The 23,049-nt window shown below is 33.2% G+C and carries 19 protein-coding genes; 10 read left to right on the plus strand and 9 right to left on the minus strand.

Features of this window, described 5'->3' with window-relative positions; all coding sequences use genetic code 11:
- Nucleotides 1–474: 474 nt before the first annotated feature.
- From feoB to P3875_RS08745, 3 genes are all read right to left on the minus strand, one after another.
- Entirely contained in the window at nucleotides 475–2,574 is a 2,100-nt protein-coding gene (gene feoB / locus P3875_RS08735; protein ID WP_303443579.1) for a ferrous iron transport protein B, read from the minus strand.
- Between the two features lie 7 nt (nucleotides 2,575–2,581).
- A complete protein-coding gene (locus P3875_RS08740) occupies nucleotides 2,582–2,806 on the minus strand; it encodes a FeoA family protein (protein ID WP_303443580.1) in 225 nt (74 codons plus the stop codon).
- Between the two features lie 96 nt (nucleotides 2,807–2,902).
- Nucleotides 2,903–3,601 carry an SCO family protein gene (locus P3875_RS08745; RefSeq protein WP_303443581.1) on the minus strand — a complete coding sequence of 233 codons (699 nt, stop codon included), beginning with the start codon at nucleotides 3,599–3,601 and terminating at the stop codon, nucleotides 2,903–2,905.
- 122 nt (nucleotides 3,602–3,723) lie between these two features.
- On the opposite strand from P3875_RS08745, the gene P3875_RS08750 reads away from it, so the two are divergent.
- Entirely contained in the window at nucleotides 3,724–5,778 is a 2,055-nt protein-coding gene (locus P3875_RS08750) for a M13 family metallopeptidase (protein ID WP_442930315.1), read from the plus strand.
- Between the two features lie 57 nt (nucleotides 5,779–5,835).
- Here the strand turns inward: P3875_RS08750 and P3875_RS08755 are convergent, their stop codons facing one another.
- From P3875_RS08755 to P3875_RS08765, 3 genes are read right to left on the minus strand one after another with little or no spacing between them, the layout of a single operon-like run.
- Entirely contained in the window at nucleotides 5,836–6,396 is a 561-nt protein-coding gene (locus P3875_RS08755) for a DUF3575 domain-containing protein (protein ID WP_303443582.1), read from the minus strand.
- A gap of 36 nt (nucleotides 6,397–6,432) precedes the next feature.
- Nucleotides 6,433–7,161 (minus strand): metallophosphoesterase family protein, encoded by a 729-nt coding sequence (locus tag P3875_RS08760; RefSeq protein WP_303443583.1) that lies wholly within the window; start codon nucleotides 7,159–7,161, stop codon nucleotides 6,433–6,435.
- Nucleotides 7,154–8,302 (minus strand): DUF5929 domain-containing protein, encoded by a 1,149-nt coding sequence (locus P3875_RS08765; protein ID WP_303443584.1) that lies wholly within the window; start codon nucleotides 8,300–8,302, stop codon nucleotides 7,154–7,156. The genes P3875_RS08760 and P3875_RS08765 overlap by 8 nt, the downstream gene beginning before the upstream one ends.
- Before the next feature lie 155 nt (nucleotides 8,303–8,457).
- On the opposite strand from P3875_RS08765, the gene P3875_RS08770 reads away from it, so the two are divergent.
- The 9 genes from P3875_RS08770 to P3875_RS08810 all read left to right on the plus strand — a co-directional run bounded on the left by P3875_RS08770 (nucleotide 8,458) and on the right by P3875_RS08810 (nucleotide 18,772).
- Nucleotides 8,458–9,462: an AAA family ATPase gene (locus tag P3875_RS08770; RefSeq protein ID WP_303443585.1), complete on the plus strand. Its 1,005-nt coding sequence runs from the start codon at nucleotides 8,458–8,460 to the stop codon at nucleotides 9,460–9,462.
- A 65-nt stretch (nucleotides 9,463–9,527) separates the two neighbouring features.
- Nucleotides 9,528–10,391: a DUF58 domain-containing protein gene (locus P3875_RS08775; protein ID WP_303443586.1), complete on the plus strand. Its 864-nt coding sequence runs from the start codon at nucleotides 9,528–9,530 to the stop codon at nucleotides 10,389–10,391.
- Between the two features lie 3 nt (nucleotides 10,392–10,394).
- Nucleotides 10,395–11,996 carry a BatD family protein gene (locus tag P3875_RS08780; protein WP_303443587.1) on the plus strand — a complete coding sequence of 534 codons (1,602 nt, stop codon included), beginning with the start codon at nucleotides 10,395–10,397 and terminating at the stop codon, nucleotides 11,994–11,996.
- Nucleotides 11,989–12,990: a vWA domain-containing protein gene (locus tag P3875_RS08785; protein WP_303443588.1), complete on the plus strand. Its 1,002-nt coding sequence runs from the start codon at nucleotides 11,989–11,991 to the stop codon at nucleotides 12,988–12,990. Before P3875_RS08780 ends, P3875_RS08785 begins: the two co-directional genes overlap by 8 nt.
- 1 nt (nucleotide 12,991) lies before the next feature.
- Nucleotides 12,992–14,026, plus strand: coding sequence for a VWA domain-containing protein (locus tag P3875_RS08790; RefSeq protein WP_303443589.1), 1,035 nt, complete (start codon nucleotides 12,992–12,994; stop codon nucleotides 14,024–14,026).
- A 25-nt stretch (nucleotides 14,027–14,051) separates the two neighbouring features.
- The gene (locus P3875_RS08795; protein WP_303443590.1) at nucleotides 14,052–14,819 is read left to right on the plus strand and encodes a tetratricopeptide repeat protein; all 768 of its coding nucleotides are present in this window, start codon (nucleotides 14,052–14,054) and stop codon (nucleotides 14,817–14,819) included.
- A gap of 4 nt (nucleotides 14,820–14,823) precedes the next feature.
- On the plus strand, nucleotides 14,824–16,656 hold the full coding sequence (locus P3875_RS08800; RefSeq protein WP_303443591.1) for a BatD family protein: 1,833 nt from the start codon (nucleotides 14,824–14,826) through the stop codon (nucleotides 16,654–16,656).
- A gap of 1 nt (nucleotide 16,657) precedes the next feature.
- Nucleotides 16,658–17,416, plus strand: coding sequence for an SH3 domain-containing protein (locus tag P3875_RS08805; RefSeq protein ID WP_303443592.1), 759 nt, complete (start codon nucleotides 16,658–16,660; stop codon nucleotides 17,414–17,416).
- Nucleotides 17,417–17,476: 60 nt separating this feature from the next.
- The gene (locus tag P3875_RS08810; RefSeq protein WP_303443593.1) at nucleotides 17,477–18,772 is read left to right on the plus strand and encodes an NAD-dependent succinate-semialdehyde dehydrogenase; all 1,296 of its coding nucleotides are present in this window, start codon (nucleotides 17,477–17,479) and stop codon (nucleotides 18,770–18,772) included.
- Here P3875_RS08810 and recO read toward each other — a convergent pair whose 3' ends face one another.
- The 3 genes from recO to P3875_RS08825 all read right to left on the minus strand — a co-directional run bounded on the left by recO (nucleotide 18,773) and on the right by P3875_RS08825 (nucleotide 23,010).
- Nucleotides 18,773–19,483: a DNA repair protein RecO gene (gene recO / locus P3875_RS08815; protein WP_303443594.1), complete on the minus strand. Its 711-nt coding sequence runs from the start codon at nucleotides 19,481–19,483 to the stop codon at nucleotides 18,773–18,775.
- Entirely contained in the window at nucleotides 19,483–21,753 is a 2,271-nt protein-coding gene (gene porZ / locus P3875_RS08820) for a type IX secretion system anionic LPS delivery protein PorZ (RefSeq protein WP_303443595.1), read from the minus strand. The genes recO and porZ overlap by 1 nt, the downstream gene beginning before the upstream one ends.
- A 114-nt stretch (nucleotides 21,754–21,867) precedes the next feature.
- On the minus strand, nucleotides 21,868–23,010 hold the full coding sequence (locus tag P3875_RS08825; RefSeq protein WP_303443596.1) for a cystathionine gamma-synthase: 1,143 nt from the start codon (nucleotides 23,008–23,010) through the stop codon (nucleotides 21,868–21,870).
- Nucleotides 23,011–23,049 lie beyond the last annotated feature (39 nt).

A 23,049-nucleotide genomic window follows, 5' to 3' on the forward strand; every position in this document is an offset into this window, starting at 1 on the left:
CCATCTCGTTAAAAACGCTGTTGGTTGTACAAGCTGTAAGGGCTAGGGCTATTACCCCCCCCACAAAATTTTAGGCAATTTTGTCATAATAAAATATTAGATTAGTTGTTTGTAACGTAAATATACTAAAAAAATTAACATTTTGTTAAAAAAAATAAATATAAAGTTAAATACTGGTTTATATAAAAAGCCTATACTTTTATAATATTAAATAAAAAAACCTACAAGGTTTTGAAAACCTTGTAGGTTTGGTTGGTCTATTTTTAATTTATGTGATACTTTATTAATTGAAGTTTAACAACACAAACTTTAAACCTTAAGCTTTAAACAATACAACAAACCGCGATAATTAAGAACACCCACAATTACCATTGTTGCAGTTGTTTTTATTATTCTTTTTTAAAACAAACTTTTTAAGTAAGTAAGCTACTGCCAAACAAAGTGCTATGTAAACAATTACGTTTTGCATTGGTTTTATTTTAAAAGTTGATAGGCTATTAAAGCCGCAAAATATGCAACGGTGGTCATGAAAGCCATTTGTATAAAAGTCCATTTCCACGAATTGGTTTCTTTTTTTGTTATGGCTACGGTAGATAAACATTGCATTGCAAAGGCATAAAACAACAATAACGATACACCTGTTGCCAGTGTATAAACTGCAGTGCCATTAGCATGTTTTTCATTTGCCATACGGTTTATTATCTTGGCTTCGTCATCGGCTGCATCTTCGCCTAAATTGTAAAGCGTTGCTAAATTACCTACAAAAACTTCGCGCGCTGCAAACGATGTTAACACGGCAATACTTATTTTCCAATCGTAACCTAGTGGTTTAAAAACAGGTTCAATACTTTTACCTATAATACCAATATAAGAGTGTTCTAACTGGTAGCCCGAAATTTCGCTTTGCAAATCTTCATCCGATAAATTATCGTTTATGTGCTTACCCGTAACAATTTGTGTAGCGTTGCCAAAAGTTTCGGTTGGTCCGTGCGAGCCTAAAAACCACAAAATTATAGATAACGCTAATATAATTTTACCTGCACCTACTATGTAAGATATTACTTTATCGTACATATTTAACAAAACGTTTTTTAAAATAGGTAACTTATACGTAGGCATTTCAATTACAAAAAACGATTTGCGTTGTGCTTTTATAATTTTACTTAACACCCAACCTGCAAATAATGCCATTAAAAAACCAAGTACGTACATCATTGTCATTACAAATGCTTGCAAAGGTATAAAGCCCAACAAATAGGTTTTAGGTACAATTAGCGATATGATGATTATATAAACAGGTATACGTGCCGAACAGGTTGTAAAAGGTGTAACCAACATGGTTATTAATCGCTCTTTAGGATTTTCAATAGTGCGGGCACTCATTATTGCAGGTATGGCACAAGCTGTACCCGATACCAATGGCACTACCGATTTACCACTTAAACCAAAAGGTTTCATAATACGATCCATTAAAAAAACCACTCGACTCATATATCCGGTTTCTTCTAAAATAGATATTAAAAAAAACAAAATGGCAATTTGCGGCACAAACATCAATACACCACCTAATCCAGGAATTAAACCATTTGCAATTAAATCGGTTAATTTACCTTCTGGAAATGTTGCAGAAGCCCAAGTAGATAAATCTGCAAACAAACCATCAACAAAATCCATTGGGTAAGCAGCCAATTCAAAAATAGAACCATAAATTAATAAAAGTACCAATAAAAATATAACGTAACCCCAAATTTTATGAGTCAAAATACGATCGAAACGCATACGTAAATCAGTAGCTTTACTGGTATTCACTGTATATGTTTGCTTTAAAATATCGTTAATAAACTGGTAGCGTTTAATGGTTTCGCGCTGTTGTAGCTTTTTAATTTCAGATGTTGATAAATCTAGATTATTTGCTTTAAAGTCAGTTGTATTAATAGCTTCAAAAGGATACACACCTGTTTGTGTAAGCCAAATTTTGTAAAGATTTTTGGTTGGAAACACCTTTTCAATGGTAGAAAAATGGTTTTCGTTTACCGTTTTTAAATCAAAAAAAGGCGTATTTTGTGGTTGATTAAAATTTAAAATGGCTTGTTTTAAAGCATCAATTCCATGGTTTTTTCGTGCCGATAACAACACAATTTTTGTATGCAAGGCATTTTCTAAGGCCGGAACATCAACAAAAATTCCTTTTTTATCCATTTGATCGGCCATATTTAAGGCTAAAATCACCGGAAAGCCCAAATCTTTAACTTGCGAAAAAAGGAACAAATTGCGTTTTAAATTTTCTACTTCGGCTACAAGTACAACTACATCAGGAAAATCATTATTTTGGGTATCAAAAATAGCGTTAAGTGCAATTTCTTCATCTTTAGAATTTGGATTGATTGAATAAACACCTGGCAAATCTACAATATTTGCTTTAGTATCATTGGTTAAATGAAACGTACCCGTTTTGCGTTCTACAGTTACACCTGGGTAATTGCCCACATGCTGATTTAAACCTGTTAAAGCGTTAAAAACCGATGTTTTACCAACATTTGGATTGCCAATTAATGCTATTTTTAGTTGTTTCATGTATTTTTTAAATCAATTCCACTTCTATTTCCTTTGCTAAATCTTTGCGAATACTTAAATAAGAGTCGTTTACCTTTATATAAATAGGATCCAATAACGGAGCAATTTGCAACACTTCAACAATATTTCCAGGTAAACAGCCCATTTCAATTAGCTTTAAAGGCACGTTATCGGTATTTATTGCAATTATTTTTCCTTTTTGGCTCTTCTTCAAAAAATTAAGAGTCGTCATTTATTTAGATTTATTTTAGATTGCAAATCTACTCATTAAAAAAGGAACTTTAAATAAGTTTTTAAAATTCCTTAACGTTTAATTTACTTTAAAAAGCTAATTCTTTTCACGAAGCCATTTAATATCTTCTAAAAGCTGATTCACATTTTTAGTACCATCGCCTTTATCTTTATCTAAATTAGTACCGTCGTAAAAACCACGAATGCGCTTGTTTTTATCAATTAAAATAAAATTTTCGGTATGAACCATATCGTACAATTCTCCTGATGTTTCAGTTTTTACAGCTAAGAATGATTGACGTGCTAAATAATAAATAGCTTTTTTATCGCCCGTTAACAAGTTCCATTTGGTATCAATCACTCCTTTTTCATCGGCATATGTACGCAATACTTCGGGGGTATCTATATCAGGAGTAACCGAAAAAGAAAGTAATTTTACATCGGGCATATTCTTAATTTTATCTTGCAACCACACCATATTATCGGTCATTTTTGGGCAAATAGTTGGGCAAGTGGTAAAAAAGAAATCGGCTACATAAATCACATCATCGTAATCCTTCTCCGTTATGGTTTTATTGTTTTGATTTTGAAATGAAAATTGAGCAATCTGATGTTTTAATTTATTGTTTTGGTGTTGTACCAAACTATCAACCAACTCGGGGTTTACCATTGCTGGTGTATAAATAGGTAAATGCTTTTGGGGTTTTAACGCTTTGTAAAACAACACAAGTATAATAACCGACAATACTCCAAGGGTAATAAACAAGTAGCGGTAACGATAAAAAAGAGCCTTCATTACTTAAATTTTGTGCAAAATTACAAAACCTTTCAACCAAAAACGGTTAAATAACTTATAAAACAGTCTTTTAATTAAGCAATATTTTTATTTTTGTAAGGATATACCTAATCAATTAAAAAATGAATAAAAAATTTATGTTTTTACCTGCAACCTTATTAATGATTGCAACAGCAACGGTTCAGGCACAAGATAAAGCAAACCAAAACCATGGTATTAATTTAGAATACATGGATAAAAACGTAAAACCAGGCGATGATTTTTTTAGATATGTAAACGGTGAATGGTTTGATAAAACCGAAATACCCGCAGACAGAACACGTTGGGGAAGTTTTGATGAATTACGCCAAAACACCGATATTGATGCACTTTCTATTTTAAAAGAAGCCGTTAACAACAAACAGCTAGATCCAAAATCAGATCAAATGAAAGCGGTTAACGTTTTTAAAACGTATTTAGATTTAGAAACTCGTAACAAATTAGGAATTAAACCTATTCAATCAACGTTAGATCAAATTAACAAAGTAAAAAATACAAACGATGTAATTACGTTGTTAAAAGAAAAGATGCCCGAAGGTGGTTTAGGCTTTTTTGGTTTATACGTTAGCGCCGATGCTATGGATTCTAACAAAAACGTTGTGTATGTATCACCAGGAAGTATTGGTTTACCCGACCGTGATTATTACGTTTCTAAAGATGCCGATTCACAAGACAAAAAACAAAAATACGAAGTACACGTTGCCCGTATGTTACAGTTTTTAGGTATTGATGAAACTTCGTCTAAAAAACAAGCAGCGCAAGTGGTTGCTTTAGAAACTAAAATGGCCGAAGCACGATTAGACCGTGTAGAACGCCGCGACCGCAGAAAAACTTACAACCCAATGGCAGTTGCCGAATTGCAAAAACTAACACCAACTGTAAATTGGAATAATTACTTAACAACAGCAGGTTTAAAAAATGTAGATCAGGTAGTGGTTTCTATGCCTAAATATATGGAAACATTAGAAAACATTTTTAAAACAGCTAATATAGAGGAGTTAAAAGCTTATTTACGTTGGACTTTAATCAATAAAAACACTGGTGTTTTAACCACAGCTATTGATGAAGCAAACTTTGATTTTTATAGCAAAACGCTAACAGGTGCCATTGCACAACGACCGATTGAAGAACGTGCGTTGCAAGTTGTAAACGGAACGGTTGGCGAAGCTTTAGGTAAATTGTATGTTGAAAAGAAATTTCCGCCAGAAGCAAAGGCTAAAGCAAAAGAAATGATTGATTATGTTTTTATGGCTTTTGAAAACCGTATTAATAATTTACCTTGGATGACACCTGCAACTCGTCAGGGAGCAATCGAAAAACTGCGTAAATCAACCGTAAAAATTGGATATCCTGATAAATGGGAAGATTATTCTAAGTTAGAAATTAAAGCACCTGAAAACGGCGGTACGTATTATGAAAACATGAAAAATGTAGCGCGTTGGGGCTTTGCAAAAAACATAGCCGAATACGGCAAACCGGTTGATAAAACCAAATGGGGCATGTCGCCACAAACGGTAAACGCTTATTTTAACCCAACCAACAACGAAATTGTTTTTCCTGCAGCAATTTTACAACCACCTTTTTACGATTACAAAGCCGATATGGCTGTTAATTTTGGAGGAATTGGTGCAGTTATTGGTCATGAAATTTCACATGGTTTTGACGATTCTGGCTCAAGATACAATGCCGATGGAAACTTAGTAAACTGGTGGACAGAAGACGATTTAAAACAATTTACAGGTTTAGGTGGTTCCTTAGCAGATCAATATTCGGCATTACAACCGTTGCCAAACACTTTTGTTGATGGTAAATTTACCTTAGGCGAAAACATTGGCGATTTAGGTGGTGTAAACGCAGCTTACGACGGGTTGCAATTGTATTTAAAAGATAAAGGCAACCCTGGTTTAATTGATGGCTATACGCCTGAACAACGTTTCTTTATTTCGTGGGGAACTATTTGGAGAACAAAAATGCGCGATGAAGCCATTAAAAACCAAGTAAAAACCGATCCGCATGCGCCAGGTATGTATCGTGCTTATGTACCGCTACAAAATGTAGATTCGTGGTATAAAGCTTTTGATATTAAGCCAGGTGATAAATTATACGTTTCACCAGAAAAACGAGTAAAAATTTGGTAATAACAAAAAAGCTGTTTCAAAAATTTGAAACAGCTTTTTTATACGTTTAAAAGTTTATTAAAAACGGTATCCAATGTTAATACCAGCGTTTAATTCAACAGCCATAAATTCATCGGCAACATCTTCGTTAAAATTTCTACCAATGTTTACAAAAGGTGCAACTGTAAAAGCATCGTTTTTAACCAATTTATAACCTGCTCCTACCCCAATAATAAACGAATCCATATCGGTTTTAACTCGGGTATATTGCCCTTCAGCAACTTTAACATCGTGCTCATAATCGCCAAAACGGAATTTTAAAAACGGTTGTGCGTAGAAGCCCGAAGCGTGTTCACCATCGTTTCCACCAAAATAAAAACTATAATTTACGGCAATTGCATTGGTATTAAACTGTTTAAACTTGTCCGCTTTTTTATTTTGACCGTAATATGAAAAACGATCGTTAATTAACAAATCTACCCCAACTGATTGGTCTTTATCAATAAAGTGTTCGTAACCAACTTCAACCGATTGGTTTACTATTGTATTAAAAATATTTAATTCAACTTCGTTTAAAGCTTGTGCTTGTACCCCCAAGGTACTACCCAGTACACAAATTGCTAATACTACTTTTTTCATAATCTTATTATTTTATACAAATATAAAAAAATTGGTTTAGTTTCTACCTTTTTCGTTTGGATACAAAGAAGGCAGTGCATCGCTTTGCCAGTATTCTTTTGTATCAACATTTAAAATAGAAAGTTTACCGGTAAAAGCTGCGCCAGTATCAACATTCCAAACATTTGCAAAATTCATTGGAGCCGATTCGCCAAAACGTATCACAGGTGTATGCCCAACATAAATTTCGTTATACAATTTTAATCGTTGCGGATACCTTACACTGTTGGCGCTTAAAGTACCATCAACTGCCATTGCCGTTTCCCACAAGGTTCTGTCCCACCAAAACATTCCCCTAAAATATTCAAAGGTAACGCCCTTTAAATGGGTAAAGCCCGCATGTACAAATAAACGGTTGTGTTCATCAATATAATATTCATTTAATTGCTGTAAAAAGGCAATGTGTTTTTCAATTACACGTAACGATATATTTTGGTAAGCTTGAACGGTTGCTTCGCCGCCGTGAAAACGCCATAAGGCATTATCGTCTTCTTTCTTTAGCCATTTTAAAAGCATTTCTTCGTGGTTTCCTTGCATAAAAACGCAGGTGTATGTTAATGAAAGCTCAATTAAAAAATCAAGAACTGCTGGTGTTTCACTCCAACCATCTACATAATCGCCTAAAAAAATTAAACGATCTTTCGTTGTAACATTGGCGCGTTTTAAAACTTGTTGCAAGGCTTTTAAACCACCGTGTATATCGCCAATTACAAATGTTTTATTCATTGTTTTGAGTTTCGTATTTTAATTTTCTAAGAATGCGCATTACTTCTTTAAACGATGTAAACAAAAAGGGCTGTTTGTATTTTTTAAAAACGTCTTTATGGTTAATTAGCACATTTTTAGCATTGTTAAAACCGTGAAGATAACACAACATAAGCGAATAGCAAAGATTTTCTAAATCGATTTGTTCTATGTTGGTTAAACGTTTATTGTTTTTCAGCTTATGTAAAAGTGCAGTGTAGTAATTGTATAAGTGGTAAAGGTGTTTTTTATCGATTTCGGGAATTTTAAAAACTATTTCCGAAGTAATTTGATAGCTCATTGAATTGCTAAACGTAATTTTTTGTACGCTAAAAGGCAAGTAACGGTTATTTTTACGAAAACCAATTTTAACATATTCAGTAATAATAAAAGCGTCATCCGTATAAACAATCGAAACTTCGTCAAGGGCAGAATAAAATATTTTAACCTGTTCGTTAATTAATTCAATATCAACTCTAGAAAAAAAACTTTCGTTGTTCTTAATTTTTTCAACACCAGCCCAGCAAACTGTAAAATACTCTTTAAAAACCTGATATTTAGGTTTCATATCGGGGTGGGTTTTGGTCATAAAATGCAAAACGCTGTCAATAGTATTTTTTAAATTGGTAGCCGATGCATTTAAAATACTGCTAACCACAGCTTGGTTGTTTATTTGGGGGGTAATGTATTTAGGATGCGAAATGCTACCAATGCGTGAAAAAGCAGCTTTTTCATCAATTGTATAAATGCGTTTTTTAAAAAAACAAACGCCTTTTTTGGGATATATTGTTACCAAACCAACCACCATTCCGTTTTCTAAATGCGGAAAAATAACATTTTCGTATTGTATTTGGGGTGGATTTTCTAAATACGCATTAATTAAATTTTGAATATGGCTGTCATCGTAGAAATAAGTACCTACAACTGTGTTCTTTTCATCTTCAATTCCAACCAAAATAAACGATTGGTTGTTGGGGTTTGAGTTAGATAATGAACAAACATGCTTTAAAAATTTGGCTTTCCCCTCTAAAGTATGTAAGTTTAGCTGCTGTTTCTTGTCGTAGAAACTATTTTCGGCATGGTGTGCTAACAAATTTTTAATTAATAGCCGCTTATTTATCACAATTAGTAGTTTTATCTTAAAATTATAAAAAGAAAATGATAATTCATACTTAAAACAAAATCTTGTGAAGCATTTTTAACCATTTGTTAACAAGTTAAGCAAATAAATTTTAATCAATTTGTATCAGAAAAAAATAATACATACAAAACAAAATAATGGAAGCAACAACAACCACTACGGACATTCGTACGATAAACGACAAAATTGAACGCGAAAGTGCGTTTATTGATTTGCTTATTGCCGAAATGAACAAAACAATTGTGGGGCAAAAACACATGATTGATCGCTTGTTAATTGGTTTGTTAGGACAAGGGCATATTTTATTAGAAGGTGTACCAGGACTTGCTAAAACATTAGCAATTAATACACTTGCAAAAGCAGTACACGGTACTTTTAGCCGCATACAATTTACCCCCGATTTATTACCTGCCGATGTAGTAGGTACCATGATTTACAACATAAAAGAAAACGATTTTAGCATAAAAAAAGGACCTATTTTTGCAAACTTTATCTTGGCCGATGAAATTAACCGTGCACCTGCTAAAGTACAATCGGCTTTATTAGAAGCCATGCAAGAAAAACAAGTTACCATTGGCGATACTACCCATAAACTACAAAAACCTTTTTTAGTTATGGCTACCCAAAACCCCGTAGAACAAGAAGGAACGTATCCGTTACCTGAAGCCCAAATGGACCGTTTTATGCTTAAAACTGTAATAGAATACCCAAAACTTGAAGAAGAACGCTTAGTTATTCGTCAAAACTTATCGGGTACCACACCTACCATAAACCCAGTAGTAAGTTTAGAACAAATTTTACGTGCGCAACAAACCGTAAAAGAGGTTTATATGGATGAAAAAATTGAAAAATACATACTTGATATTATTTTTGCAACCCGTTATCCCGAGCAATTTAAATTAGAAAATTTAAAACCATACATCAGTTACGGGGCATCGCCGCGTGGATCAATAAATTTAGCAAATGCTGCAAAATGTTACGCTTTTATTCGTCGTCGTGGATACGTTATACCCGAAGATGTGCGTGCTGTTGTGTTAGATGTGTTGCGCCACCGCATTGGTATTACTTACGAAGCCGAAGCCGACAACATTACAAGCGTTGATATTATTAACAAAATTGTAAACGAAATTGAAGTGCCTTAATATTTTGTGTCAAGTTTAAAGCAATTTAAAACAAAGAAAACTTTAAACCTTAAACTAACGAAAAATTGGATACAAAAGAAATATTAAAAAAGGTTAGGCAAATAGAGATTAAAACCCGTAGGCTAAGCGATCATATTTTTTCGGGCGAATACCATACGTCTTTTAAAGGCAAAGGTATGTCGTTCGCAGAAGTACGTCAATACCAATACGGCGACGATATTCGGGCGATAGATTGGAATGTAACTGCACGTTACAATGAACCCTTTGTGAAAGTTTTTGAAGAAGAACGCGAACTAACCTTAATGTTACTTGTTGATATTAGTGGCTCGCAAGATTTTGGATCAACAAATCATTTTAAACGCGATATTGTTACCGAAATTGCAGCAACCTTAGCTTTTTCGGCAACTACAAATAACGATAAAATAGGTTTAATTTTATTTTCTGATCAAATAGAATTGTTTGTTCCGCCCAAAAAAGGCAAATCGCATATACTTAGAATCATACGTGAGCTTATTCAATTTCAACCAAAAAGCAATCAAACAAATATTGCACAAGCACTTGAATATCTTTCTAAAGTAATGAAGAAAAAAGCAATTGTATTTGTTTTATCAGATTTCATGACTAAAGATTACGAAAAAATTCTTCGTATAGCTGCCAAACGTCACGATATTACAGGTATAAAAGTTTACGACAAACGCGAAGCCAACATAAACAACATAGGCTATGTATTAATGCAAGATGCCGAAACTAGTGAAAACCTATATGTAAATACTGGCGACGCTAATGTACGTAAAGCGTACAGCGAATATTACCAAGATTTAGAAAATTATTTTACAAAAACTTTTACTCGCAGTGGTGCTGGTGTTATATCAACTGGCACACATGAAAGTTACGTTAAAAAACTATTGGCTTATTTTAAAGCACGTTAAATTATGAACAAAATAGTAGTTACGTTATTGTTTAATATTATTGCTTTTGCAGGTTTTGCACAAGTAACAACAAGCGTAGATTCTACCCAAATAAAAATAGGTTCGGCGTTTAACCTAACCGTAAAAGCTACTACTAAACAAGGTAGTAAAGTAGTTTTTCCCAATCAACAACTTATTGGTGCGTTTGAAGTGTTAGAACAATCTAAAGTTGATACCGTTGCAAACGATACAAACATAGAACTTACCAAAAAATATACGTTAACTCAGTTTGATGCTGGTGATTATGTAATACCACGTTTATCGGTTTATATCGATGGGAAAAATTACCAAACCAATTTGTTTAACATAAAAGTAAACAATGTACAAGTTGATACTCTTAAACAACCCATGTACGATATTAAAGCACAAATGGGCGGTGAAACTAATTCTGAATCGTTTTGGAAATACCTTATAGCACTTATTGCTTGTTTACTTGCAGGTATTGCAACCTATTTTTTAATAAAACGCATACAAAACAAAAATTTAACCGAAGAAGATTTATACAAAACCCCACTTGAAAAAGTAACAAAAAAATTACAACTTTTAGATGCAAAACGTTTGGTTGTAAATGGCGATGTAAAACAATATTATTCTGAAATGACCGATGTTATTAGGGATTATATTGAAGAAGTTTTTGAAATACCTGCTAAAGAATCAACAACATCAGAACTTATTCAGCATTTGATTCAAACCATTCAATCAAAAAAAATACAGCTTACAAAAGAAACCATTAACAATTTAAAACGTGTTTTACAAACAGCCGATTTAGTAAAATTTGCAAAATCAGAACCTTTAATTAGCGAAATTGAACAAGACCGTAAAGTTTCTGAAACAGTTTCGGTAACCATAGATAAAGCAATTCCGCGTTTTTCTGAAGAACAATCAGAACGCGTAAAACTGCGCGAACGTCGTTTCAAAAAACGCAAACAAATGCGCATTTTTATACCAATTGCTGTTACCGCAACTTTGCTTTTAACAACAGGTGTGGTTTACTTAGTGCAATCAATTCGTTCAGGTGCAGAATACAGTATGTTTGCATCAAACAAAAGTTTATACAAACGTGATTGGGTAACATCAAATTACGGATTTCCTGCAATACAACTAAGCACACCCGAAGCGTTAACACGCGTATTACAACCGCAATCAACCAAAGAAAAACAACAATCGCAAAGCAGTGTTTTTGCATATTCTAATTTAAAAACCCAATTAATTATTGCAGTAGGTACCACAGCTACACAAACAAACGATTCAGTACAACTAGAACAATTAGTAAAGCAAAAAATTGAAATTGTTAAAAAAGAATACAGCGGTAAAAACGTTACCTACAATGCCGAAGAATTTACACAAAACGGCACAAAAGGCATACGTGCAAATGGCACGTTAGTGGTAGAAAATTTTGTGTCGGGTCAAGCCATTAAAATGCAATACGATATGTATATTTTTGCCCAATCAAACGGCATACAAGAAGTAACGGTTTTGTTCAAAGAAAACGATGAATACGGTGCAAAAATAAACCAACGAATTATTGAATCTATTCAATTAAATGTAGCAAATACAAATGAGTAATATAACCTTTTTAAATCCGCACTTTTTTTGGTTGTTATTACTATTACTGCCTTTAGGTTGGTATTGGTTTGTTAACCAAAAAAACGAAAAAGTTTCATTAAAAATAAGCAACTTACAAGGTTTTAAATCACAAAAAACCTTACTAACTCAATTATATCCGTTGCTATTTGTAGCACGTGCATTGGCTTTTACAGCTTTGGTAGTAGCTTTGGCGCGCCCACAAACTATTGATAGCAGCACTAAATCAAAAATAACAAACGGTGTTGATATTGTTTTAGCCACCGATGTTTCGGGTTCGATGCTTTCACGCGATTTAAAACCAAATCGCTTAGAAGCATTAAAAAAAGTAGCTGCTGAATTTATTAAAGATCGAGTTGACGACCGCTTTGGAATAGTTGTTTATGCTGCCGAAGCGTACACAAAAGCACCTGTAACCAGCGATAAAAACTTACTTTTAAACCAATTAGCCGATGTAAAATACGATCGTATTATTCAAGACGGAACCGGAATTGGCGTTGGTTTAGCAACAGCTGTTAATAGGTTAAAAAATAGTAAAGCAAAAAGCAAAGTAGTTATTTTAATGACCGATGGCGTAAACAATTCAGGGTTAATTGATCCGCAAATGGCTGCCGATATTGCTAAAGAATATAAAATAAAAGTATATACAATTGGTATTGGCACCAACGGATTAGCAGAAACACCTGTTGCTGTTTTACCAAATGGCGATTTAAAATACGATAAGGTAAAAGTTGAAATTGACGAAGTTTTAATGAAAACAATTGCCAAAAAAACAGGTGGTAAATACTTTAGGGCAACTGGAACCAACCGCTTAAAAACAATTTACGACGAAATTAATCAGCTTGAAAAAACAAAAATCGATGAACAAAAATTTGTGCAACGTACCGAATTATTTCGCCCGTTAGTGCTTTTAGCATTGATTTTGTTAATAGCAGAATTTATTTCTAGAAAAACATTATTTAAAGGATTCGTGTAATATGTGGGGATTAGATGCACCTTTTTATTTCTACTTACTACTGTTAATACCAATATTAATAGCAGTTTACCTTTGGAATACCCTTTGGAAAAAAAAGAAAATTAACGAATTTGGCTCTGGTAGCTATTTAAAACGTTTAGCACCCGAAGCGTCAACCACAAGCAAACCACTTACAAAATTAATACTATTGGCAGTTGTTGTATTTGCGTTAATTATTGCTTTAGTTAATCCAAAATTTGGTACAAAAATAGAAACCGTAAAACGCCAAGGTGTTGACATAGTTTTTGCAATAGACGTTTCTAAAAGTATGTTGGCCGAAGATATGGCGCCAAATCGTTTAGGAAAATCAAAACAATTGGCTACACAAATCATAAACAGCTTAGCCTCTGATCGTATTGGAATTGTTGGTTACGCAGGTTCTGCATTTCCAATGTTACCTATAACTACCGATTACGGAATGGCAAAAATGTATGTTCAAGATATGAATACCGATATGGTTTCAAGCATGGGAACAGCTTTAAGCCAAGCTATTGAAGTAGGTAGTAATTACTTTGATGATCCTAAAACCAGCAAAGTAATGATATTAATTTCTGATGGTGAAGATCATGGCGAAGGTATAAACGATGCCATTGCTATTGCAAAAGACAAAGGCATTAAAATTATTACAATTGGTGTGGGTACACCAAACGGCGGACAAATTCCTATTAAGCAAAACGGAAAAATAGTTGATTACAAAAAAGATACCGACGGAAATAATGTAATAACCAAACTAAACGAAACTACTTTAAAAGAAATTGCCCAAGGTACAGGTGGTATTTTTATGTATGGAAGCAATACCAATGAAGTAATACAAATTGTTGATAAAACCTTACAAAAAATAGAAAAAACCGATTTTGAATCGCAACAAATCGCCGATTTTCAATCACAATTTCAATGGTTTATTGCTTTAGCATTACTCCTTTTAATAATTGATAGTTTAGTGTTAGAACGCCGCACCGCTTGGATGAAAAAATTAAATTTATTTAACGAAAAATAACATGAAAAACCTTTGGTATATAGTTATGATACAGCTTGTTATGCTAAATGTTATTCAAGCACAATCATACAAATCACAAATTGCAACTGGAAATAAAAGCTTTAATGTAAAAAATTACACTAAGGCAGAACACGCCTACCGTAAAGCAGCTACTAAAGAAAACCAAAACGCTGCGGCTTTATACAATACCGCAAATAGTATTTATAAGTTACAATCTATGAACGAAGCCGTTACGGCTTACCAATCGGCATTAAAATCAGCAAAAACCAAAAATGAAAAACATCAACTTTTTCATAATATGGGCAATGCTTTTATGAAGTTGAAAGATTATAGCAATGCCGTTGAAGCATATAAAAATGCCTTACGTAACAACCCAACCGACGAGCAAACGCGTTACAATTATGCGTTAGCTAAAAAAATGCAAAAAGAAAATCCAGATCAAAACAAAAACAACAAACAAAATCAGGATCAGAACAAAGACAAAAAAGATCAGGATAAAAAAGACGACCAAAACAAAGATCAGAAAGAAAAGAACGATCAGAATAAAGATAAAAAAGAAGACAAAGGCGATCAGGATAAAAAAGACCAACAAAACAATAATAACAAAGAAAACCAAAAAGAAAAAGAGCAACCAAAACCTTCACCACAACAACAAAAACAAAACCAGTCTAAACAACAAATGGATAACATTTTAAAAGCGTTAGACAATCATGAAAAAGGAGTACGCGAGCGCATACAAGGGCGTGAACAAAAAGGCAAACCTGTAACAACCCCAACAACTAAAGATTGGTAAACCTATGATAAACAAACAGTTTATATATACACTTTGTGCATTATTTACAAGCATTTTTACATGGGCACAATTGCAATTTTACACTCAAGTAAGTGATCAATCTATTGGTATAAATCAAGTGATAGAGGTACGCTTTACTATGAACGAAGATGGAGATGATTTTAAACGACCATCGTTTGAAAATTTTGAAATTTTAGGTGGTCCCATGCAATCAGTTAACCATAATTGGATAAACGGAAATACCAGTATGGAAAAAAGTTTTTCGTTTTATATTCAACCTAAAAAAAAGGGAACATTAACAATTGGTTCGGCATATATTACTTTTGAAGGTAAGTTGTACAAAACAAAACCATTAAGCATAAAAGTAGGCGATGCAGTTCAAGAACAACCACGCCAACAACAACGTCGTCGTGATCCATTTGCTATTTTCGATGAAATGGAAGAAGAACTATTGCGCCGCCAAAGACAAAGGCAACCTCAACTACCTAAAAACATTGGTCAAGGCATTCATTTGGTAGCAAAAGTTTCAAAAAACAGCGTATATGTTAACCAACCCATAACAGTTGAATACGGTTTATATGTTAGCGACCAATCAGGCTTTAACACATTAGCTATTAAGCAAATGCCTAAGTTTAAAAACTTTTGGAATCATACCATCGATTTAAAACAAGAAGCTGTTTCACGTGCCGAATTAAATGGAAAAAGCTATCGTTATTTACCGTTACAAAAAGCTGTTTTATTACCACAAAAAGATGGCGCTTTAAAGGTTGATGCATTTGTAGTTGAATTAGACGAGCAGTATTACACAGGCCGAACTGATGTTTTTGGAACCCCTGAAATTGGTTTACGAAAAAAAACATATTCATCGGGTTCAAAAACAATACGAGTAAAACCGTTACCTATTACAAACCAACCCGTAAATTACACAGGTGCGGTAGGTGCTTTTAATTTTACGGTAAACGCAAACAAAACATCTTTAAAAGCTAACGAACCTTTAGAATTAACCCTAAGCGTTCAAGGAAAGGGTAATTTAGATTTATTAACATTGCCAAAACCCGAAGCACCAACTGCTTTGGAGCTTTATGATCCCGAAAAAATAAACCGTGTAACTAATAGTATTTCGGCTGGAATGGAAGGCACCGTTGCCGAAAAATACGTAATTGTACCGCAATACAAAGGCACATATACCATTGCTCCTATTGCTTTTTCGTATTTTGATACCGCTACAAGTTCCTATAAAACAATAACGTCGCAACCTATTTTAATTCAAGTAACCGAAGGTCCTGAATTACCTAGAAACGGTTCTTTAAACAATAAAAATACCGTTACAAGTAAGTTAGAAATACAACCATTAAACCCAACAATTAAATGGTTTAACAGTAATTTCATCACTCAAAACAAAATGTTTTATGTTTGGTGGTTAGCGCCTTTACTACTTTTACCAATAGTTTTTATAGCTAAAAATGCATCCGACAAAAAAGGAAGCGATATTAACGGAAACAAATTAAAAGCTAATAACAAACTAGCTAAAAAATATTTATTGGCAGCCAAAATGCAAATAGGTAACAAAGAAGCTTTTTACGAAGCCTTAGAACGTTGCTTACACAATTATTTAAAAGCAAAATTAAAAATTGAAACTACCGAAATGAGTAACGATACCATTACCGAATTGTTACAAAACAACCAAATTAGCAATGAAGATGTATCGACCTTTATATCGATAAAAACAACCTGTGAAATGGCTCGATACGCACAAATGGACATTCAAACCATGCAAAACGATTACGATTTGGCAGTTCAGTTAATTCAATCAATAGATAAACAAATTAAAAAGTAATATGAAACAGTTAATCTTGCTTTTTTTAAGTTTACTTTTTTCTTTTCAACTATTTGCAAAAGAAAACAACGATGTGCTTTTTAGTAAAGGAATAAAAGCTTTTAACCAGAAAGATTACGAAACATCGGCACAGATTTTTGAAAACCTTCTTAATGGTGATTCTTTAAACGCAGCTTTACACTATAATTTAGGTACAAGCTATTTAAGGTTACAAAATACCCCATTAAGCATCTATCATTTAGAAAAAGCGTTAAAAATAAAACCTGAATACGAACCAGCACGCATTAATTTACATTTTGCCGAAAAACTTAAAACAAAAATTACAAAAGGCAATTTGCCAATTCCGCAAAAACAAATGTTATACAGCGTTTTTAATTTTTTACAACCAAACACTTGGGCGTATTTGGCAATTGCAAACATGCTTATAACTGTAATTGCATTAGTAAGTTATCGTTTAATTACAAATGTAACTTCTAAAAAAGTTCTTTTTACGCTTAGTATTTTCACATTGCTTGTAAGTTTAGGTTGTTATTTTGTGTCAAGAAACCAGTCAAATTATTTGTTAACGAACAATTATGTTATTGTAAATAATAAAGATGTTTTGTTAATGAACGAACCTAGAACAGTTGCAAAAATATACAGTACCTTACCCCAAGGCGAAAAAGGATTTATACAAGAAGAAACCAATCAATGGATTAAAATTCAGTTGCCTAACGATAGCATTGGCTGGGTAGAAAAAAACAAAGTTTTAAAATTTTAAAAAAAATGGTAAGCAAAATGTCTTACCATTTTTTATTGTTACTTTTAATAAAAGTTAATCATGAATCAACATACCACCTTAACTCTAGAAACCTTACAAACATCATTTTTAAAATGGCGCAATTTTTCTTTAAATGATCGCATTTCAATTGTAAAAAGTATAAAAGAAAAGTTACTTCAAAACAAATACAAATACGCACACGCCATAACTACCGACATGAACAAACCCATAAAACAAGCCATTGCCGAGGTTGAGAAATGTGCCTATTTATGTGAATATTATATTGAAAAAGCGCCGCAATTTTTACAAAATCAAGAAATTTCTACTAATTGGCAAAAAAGTTATGTAGCCTTTCGTCCGTTGGGTGTACTATTAGGCGTAATGCCTTGGAATTTTCCTTTTTGGCAAGTATTTAGGTTTGTAATTCCAAACTTACTAACAGGTAATGTATTTGTATTAAAACACGCAAGTAACGTGCCTTTAAGTGCACAAGCATTAGACGATGTTTTTAATGTTGATACCATTTCTTTTCCTATTTATAAAAATTTACCTATAAATAGTAGCGAAGTTGCACAAGTAATTGCACATCCAATAATTAAAGCAATTTCGTTAACTGGAAGCGAAAATGCAGGAAAATCGGTTGCCGAAACAGCAGGAAAGTATCTTAAAAAATGTGTTTTAGAATTAGGCGGAAGCAACGCTTTTATTGTATTAAACGATGCCGATTTAAACTATGCAGCCGAAAAAGCAGTGATTGCCCGTATGCAAAATGCCGGACAAAGTTGTATTGCCGCAAAACGCTTTTTAGTACATGAAAATGTTTACGAACAATTTACAAACTTGTTTAAACAAAAACTTGAAGGTTTAATTTTAGGCGACAAATACGATGAAAAAGTAACATTTGGAGCTATGGCAAGAGAAGATTTAGCAATAGAATTACAAAATCAGCTAGAACAAAGCATTGCAATGGGTGCTAAAATTGTATCGGGTGGTAAACGCAATGGTGCTTTTTTTGAACCTACGTTAGTTACCAACATAAGTATTGACATGCCTGTTTTTAATGAAGAAACATTTGGACCGATAGCTGCTATAATGCCTTTTAAAACCATTGATGACGCTATTGTTTTAAGCAACAAATCAAACTTTGGGCTAGGTGCAAGTATTTTTACAGCAAATCCTGAGCAATTAACCAATTATTTGCATTTGTTTGATGAAGGCGCTTTGTTTATAAACGAAATGATTGCTTCGGACCCACATTTGCCTTTTGGTGGAATTAAAAATTCTGGTTACGGACGCGAATTATCGCATTTTGCTTTTTATGAATTTGCAAATATTCAAACCGTTGTAATACAGTAATTAAAAAAGTTCTGTAAGTATTTCAATTGATTTTACTTGTTTAAAACCAGCGATATGAATTTCGTAATACGCAATTAAAAGTTTTAAAACTGTTCTGCGCTCTGTATTGGTAAAGGTATTTTTAAGATTAAAAAGCGAAATTGAAAATAATTTTCTAAACAAAACTGTTTCAGCTTCGTTTAAACAATTAGGAGTGAAATGATTGGTAAAACTACCTTCGTGCGGATTAAAATAAATAGAATTTTGGTCTGAATCATCGGGATAAAAACCTAAATATTTTGTTGTTTGTAGCAAAAACCACAAATGAAAATCGGCGGTAAAAGGGTGTTCATCAAACCAAATTAAAGCGGTTTTTAAAAACAGAAAAAGTTCGTTATTAGGTAAATCGTCTTTAATGCTATAACTTAAAACTTCGGCCAAAAAAATACTTACTGTGTTTTTGTAAAAATCAACCGAAATAGTTTGGTATGCGTAAGCCAATTTTAATTCGCTAATATATTCTAACGATGCCTTATTTTTATGTAAAGCATCAATATGTAACAAATTTAACGACTGAAAATAAGCGCTGTTTAAACCCTTGTTTTTTGCAGAAAAAGCATTGCGAATAAAGTATGTTTTTAAACCAAAATGTTGTGTAAAACACTTTACCACCAAGCTTTTTTCTTGATAGCGCAACGCATTTAAAACAACCGCTTGGGTTTTAACCTGCATTAGCGTATAATCATAACTTTTTTAACCGTATCTAAACCACCGTCTTGCGATGAAATAAATATCATATAAACGCCCGATGGTACTTTAGCACCTGAAAAATTTAAAGTATTCCAAGTTACAGTTCCACCCAACGATTTGGTTTCAAACACTAAATTTCCAGCTACATCGGTAATTTTAACGTTGGCATCGCTTACTAAACCGCTAATCTTTACATCTCCTGTAAAGCCAGGTTTCACCGGATTTGGATACACTTTAACAGCATCTAAAGTAGTAGTTGGCGTTGTTGCAAAGTTTTTTAAAGATACAATACCATTGCGCGATACAAAAAACACTTCACCTGTAGTGCCGTCTATAGTAATTGCGGTAATGTCATTACTTGGTAAAGGCGAATTTTCTGGCGTAAATTTGTAAATGGTTTCATATGTATCGGATATCAAAAACACACCCGACTCTGCAATTGACACCCATTTATTATTTGATCCATCAACAGTAATGGTTAAAATATTTTGTTCGTAAAATAATTCTTCTGCCTGCCCCTCGTGCTCAATTACAATATTTGTAGGATTTAGCTGCGAACTAGTTAAAAACTGATCTACATTTTTAATAACTCGTAAGCCTTTTGATGTACCTATCCATAATTCGTTATTATAATCTAACGCAACTGCTTGTACATTATCACTTGGTAAATTATGTGTTGATGTTATTTGCATGGCTTTGTTACTACGCGTTTCGTTAAATGCATACAAACCTCCTAATCGGCTACCAAACCATTTGGTACTGTTTTTATCGATTACTGGCTGTAAGTACGAACTTCCAAAAGGGCTTCCAATTAAAACATTTGAAGTGTATTTATTCCATTGATTATTTTTATCAATAGTAATTAAAGCAGGATTTGTAATAGTATTAGTCATCCAACCAGTACCATTTTTATCAAAAGTTACCCCGTACACACGAACATCGTTAGGTATTAATGGCTCTAAAACATCGGTATTTTGATCGTTATAAACGGTAAGTTGTTGCTGGTTTATATCCCAAATTCCTAAACCATCGTGAAACGTACTTATATAGGCAAAATTTGGTTTTTGTGGATTAAAACTAACATTTACAGTTGCATTTAAACCATTTAATTGCGCATTACTAATATGCTGCCAATTCTCTAAGTTTTTTAATGTACTAATGCCGTATTTTGTTAATCCATTAGGCTCGTAAGGATTCATATCTACACCATAACCGCCAAAAGTTACCCATAAATCTTTATTGTTAAGTACCGCTGCAGAAACATTATTACTTAGCGGACCACTAGGCGAAATAGCTTCGGGTTGTTTGGTTGAAGAAGGCACTTTTAAGGCTCCATTTGTATTCGTAGCTACAAAATAATTTCCGTTAGAGAAAGTTGCATCTGCAACACCGCCTTTTTCGGTAAATGAATAAGTAAATTCGTTATAAACAATTAAGTTGGTACTACGCAAACGCGCCGCTTCTTTTGTAATTTCAATTAAAACATCGCCCGAAACAGAAAACTTTTTAAATCCTTCCCAAACCAAATCAATATTTTCTATAACATTTGTTTCAGAAATGGTATTTAACGATAAATTTTCTTTTACACCAATAAGTTTTCCTGCAAAAGTGGTTACATCTAACCAATTATTAAAATCAATTACTTGCCAATTATTGTAATCAATTAAATTAGTGTTCATTAAGGCTTTTTTTAGTCCTTCGTTTTCAACCGTTGCAAACATTTGATTGTTAAAAATAGCTATACTTGCAACGTTTGCCATTTCGCCTCCAACCGCAACGTAATAGGTATCGCCAAAATGATTATCGTTTAAACGTACAGCTGTAATACCATAACCAGTTGCCAAGTATGCAAAACCGCCTTGAAAAATTATTTTATTAATTATTTTTTGATTATCGGGAATGTTTGTTTTAGTAAAAATATCGTTTAAATGATATATTTTATCTGCAGCTAAATCTATTAATGCAACTTTACCGTTTTTACTACCAACTACAATTTTTTTGTATTCTTTAGAGTATCCAAGCGTGTTTATTTCATCAATTTTTAAACCGCTTATGGTGTTGTAAATATGGGTTTCTTTACTATTTTCGTTATAAGCAAACACAGCGTTATCTGTTGCAAAATAAATATTTTGATTGTCTTTTTCTACCGCAGTATTTTCTTGGTACGAGTAATATCCTTTCCACAACTGGTTGGTTTGTGCCGTTGAAACAAACGAAACTAAAAAGAAAAAAAGTTGATAATAAAATTTCATACAAATGTGATTTCAAATAATGAAACGTTTTTTTTATAAAAATAGTATAAATTAAGATACGTATTGCAAGGAAATAAAAAAAGTCGATTTTAAAAAAAATCGACTTTTAAAAATTTATCTTAGTGCTTGTTCTATATCTGCAATTAAATCATCAATATCTTCTACACCAACACTTAAACGCACCATATCATCAGTAACGCCAATTTCTGCGCGTTTTTCTGCAGGAATTGAAGCATGTGTCATCAACGCAGGATGATTTGCTAACGACTCTACCCCACCTAATGATTCTGCCAAAGTGAATACTTTTAATTTTTCTAAAAACGAAATAGCATCGGCTTTTGCACCTGTTTTAAAGGTAAAAGAAACCATTCCACCAAAACCTTTTGGCATTTGCTTTTTAGCTAAATTATGCTGTGGATGCGATGCTAAACCGGGGTATAAAACTTTGTCAATTAAAGGATGTTGTTCTAAAAAATCGGCTACTTTTTGGCCATTAAAACAATGGCGTTCAACACGTAAATGCAATGTTTTAATACCACGTAAAACCAAAAAGCTTTCTTGTGGACCTAAAGTTGCACCTGTTGCAAATTGGGTAAAATGCAGTTGCTTACCTAATTCTTCATCTTTAATAATTAAGGCACCTGCAATTACATCAGAATGGCCGCCTAAATATTTAGTAGCCGAATGCATAACAATATCTGCACCTAAATCTAAAGGTTTTTGTAAATATGGAGTAGCAAATGTATTGTCTACAGCAAACAATAAATTGTTTTGTTTAGTGATTTTGGCAATTGCTTCAATATCGGCCAATTTCATTAACGGATTTGTTGGTGTTTCTATCCAAACCAATTTGGTTTTATTGTTAATTTTCGATTGAAACAACTCTAAATCATTGATGTCTATAAAATGAAATTTTATTCCTAAATCTTGATAAAAACGCGTAAACAAACGGTATGTGCCGCCGTATAAATCGTCCATAGCAATTACTTCGTCATTCGGTTTCAACAATCGCATAACACAATCAATAGCAGCTAAACCCGACGAAAAAGCTAAACCACGAGCGCCATTTTCAATACTTTCTAATGCGTGTTCTAAAGCAGTGCGTGTAGGATTATCGGCACGGCTGTATTCGTATCCAGTATGCACGCCTGGACTTTTTTGTGCAAAGGTTGATGTGTGATAAACCGGTGGCATTACGGCTCCTGTAGTTGGATCGTGATGTTGCCCGCCGTGTATAACTTTGGTGTTGAATTTCATAATTTGGGCTCTTTAAAAAATAAGAGCAAAGATACCATT

The sequence above is a fragment of the Myroides sp. JBRI-B21084 genome (genome assembly GCF_030545015.1).
Taxonomy (GTDB): Bacteria; Bacteroidota; Bacteroidia; order Flavobacteriales; family Flavobacteriaceae; genus Flavobacterium.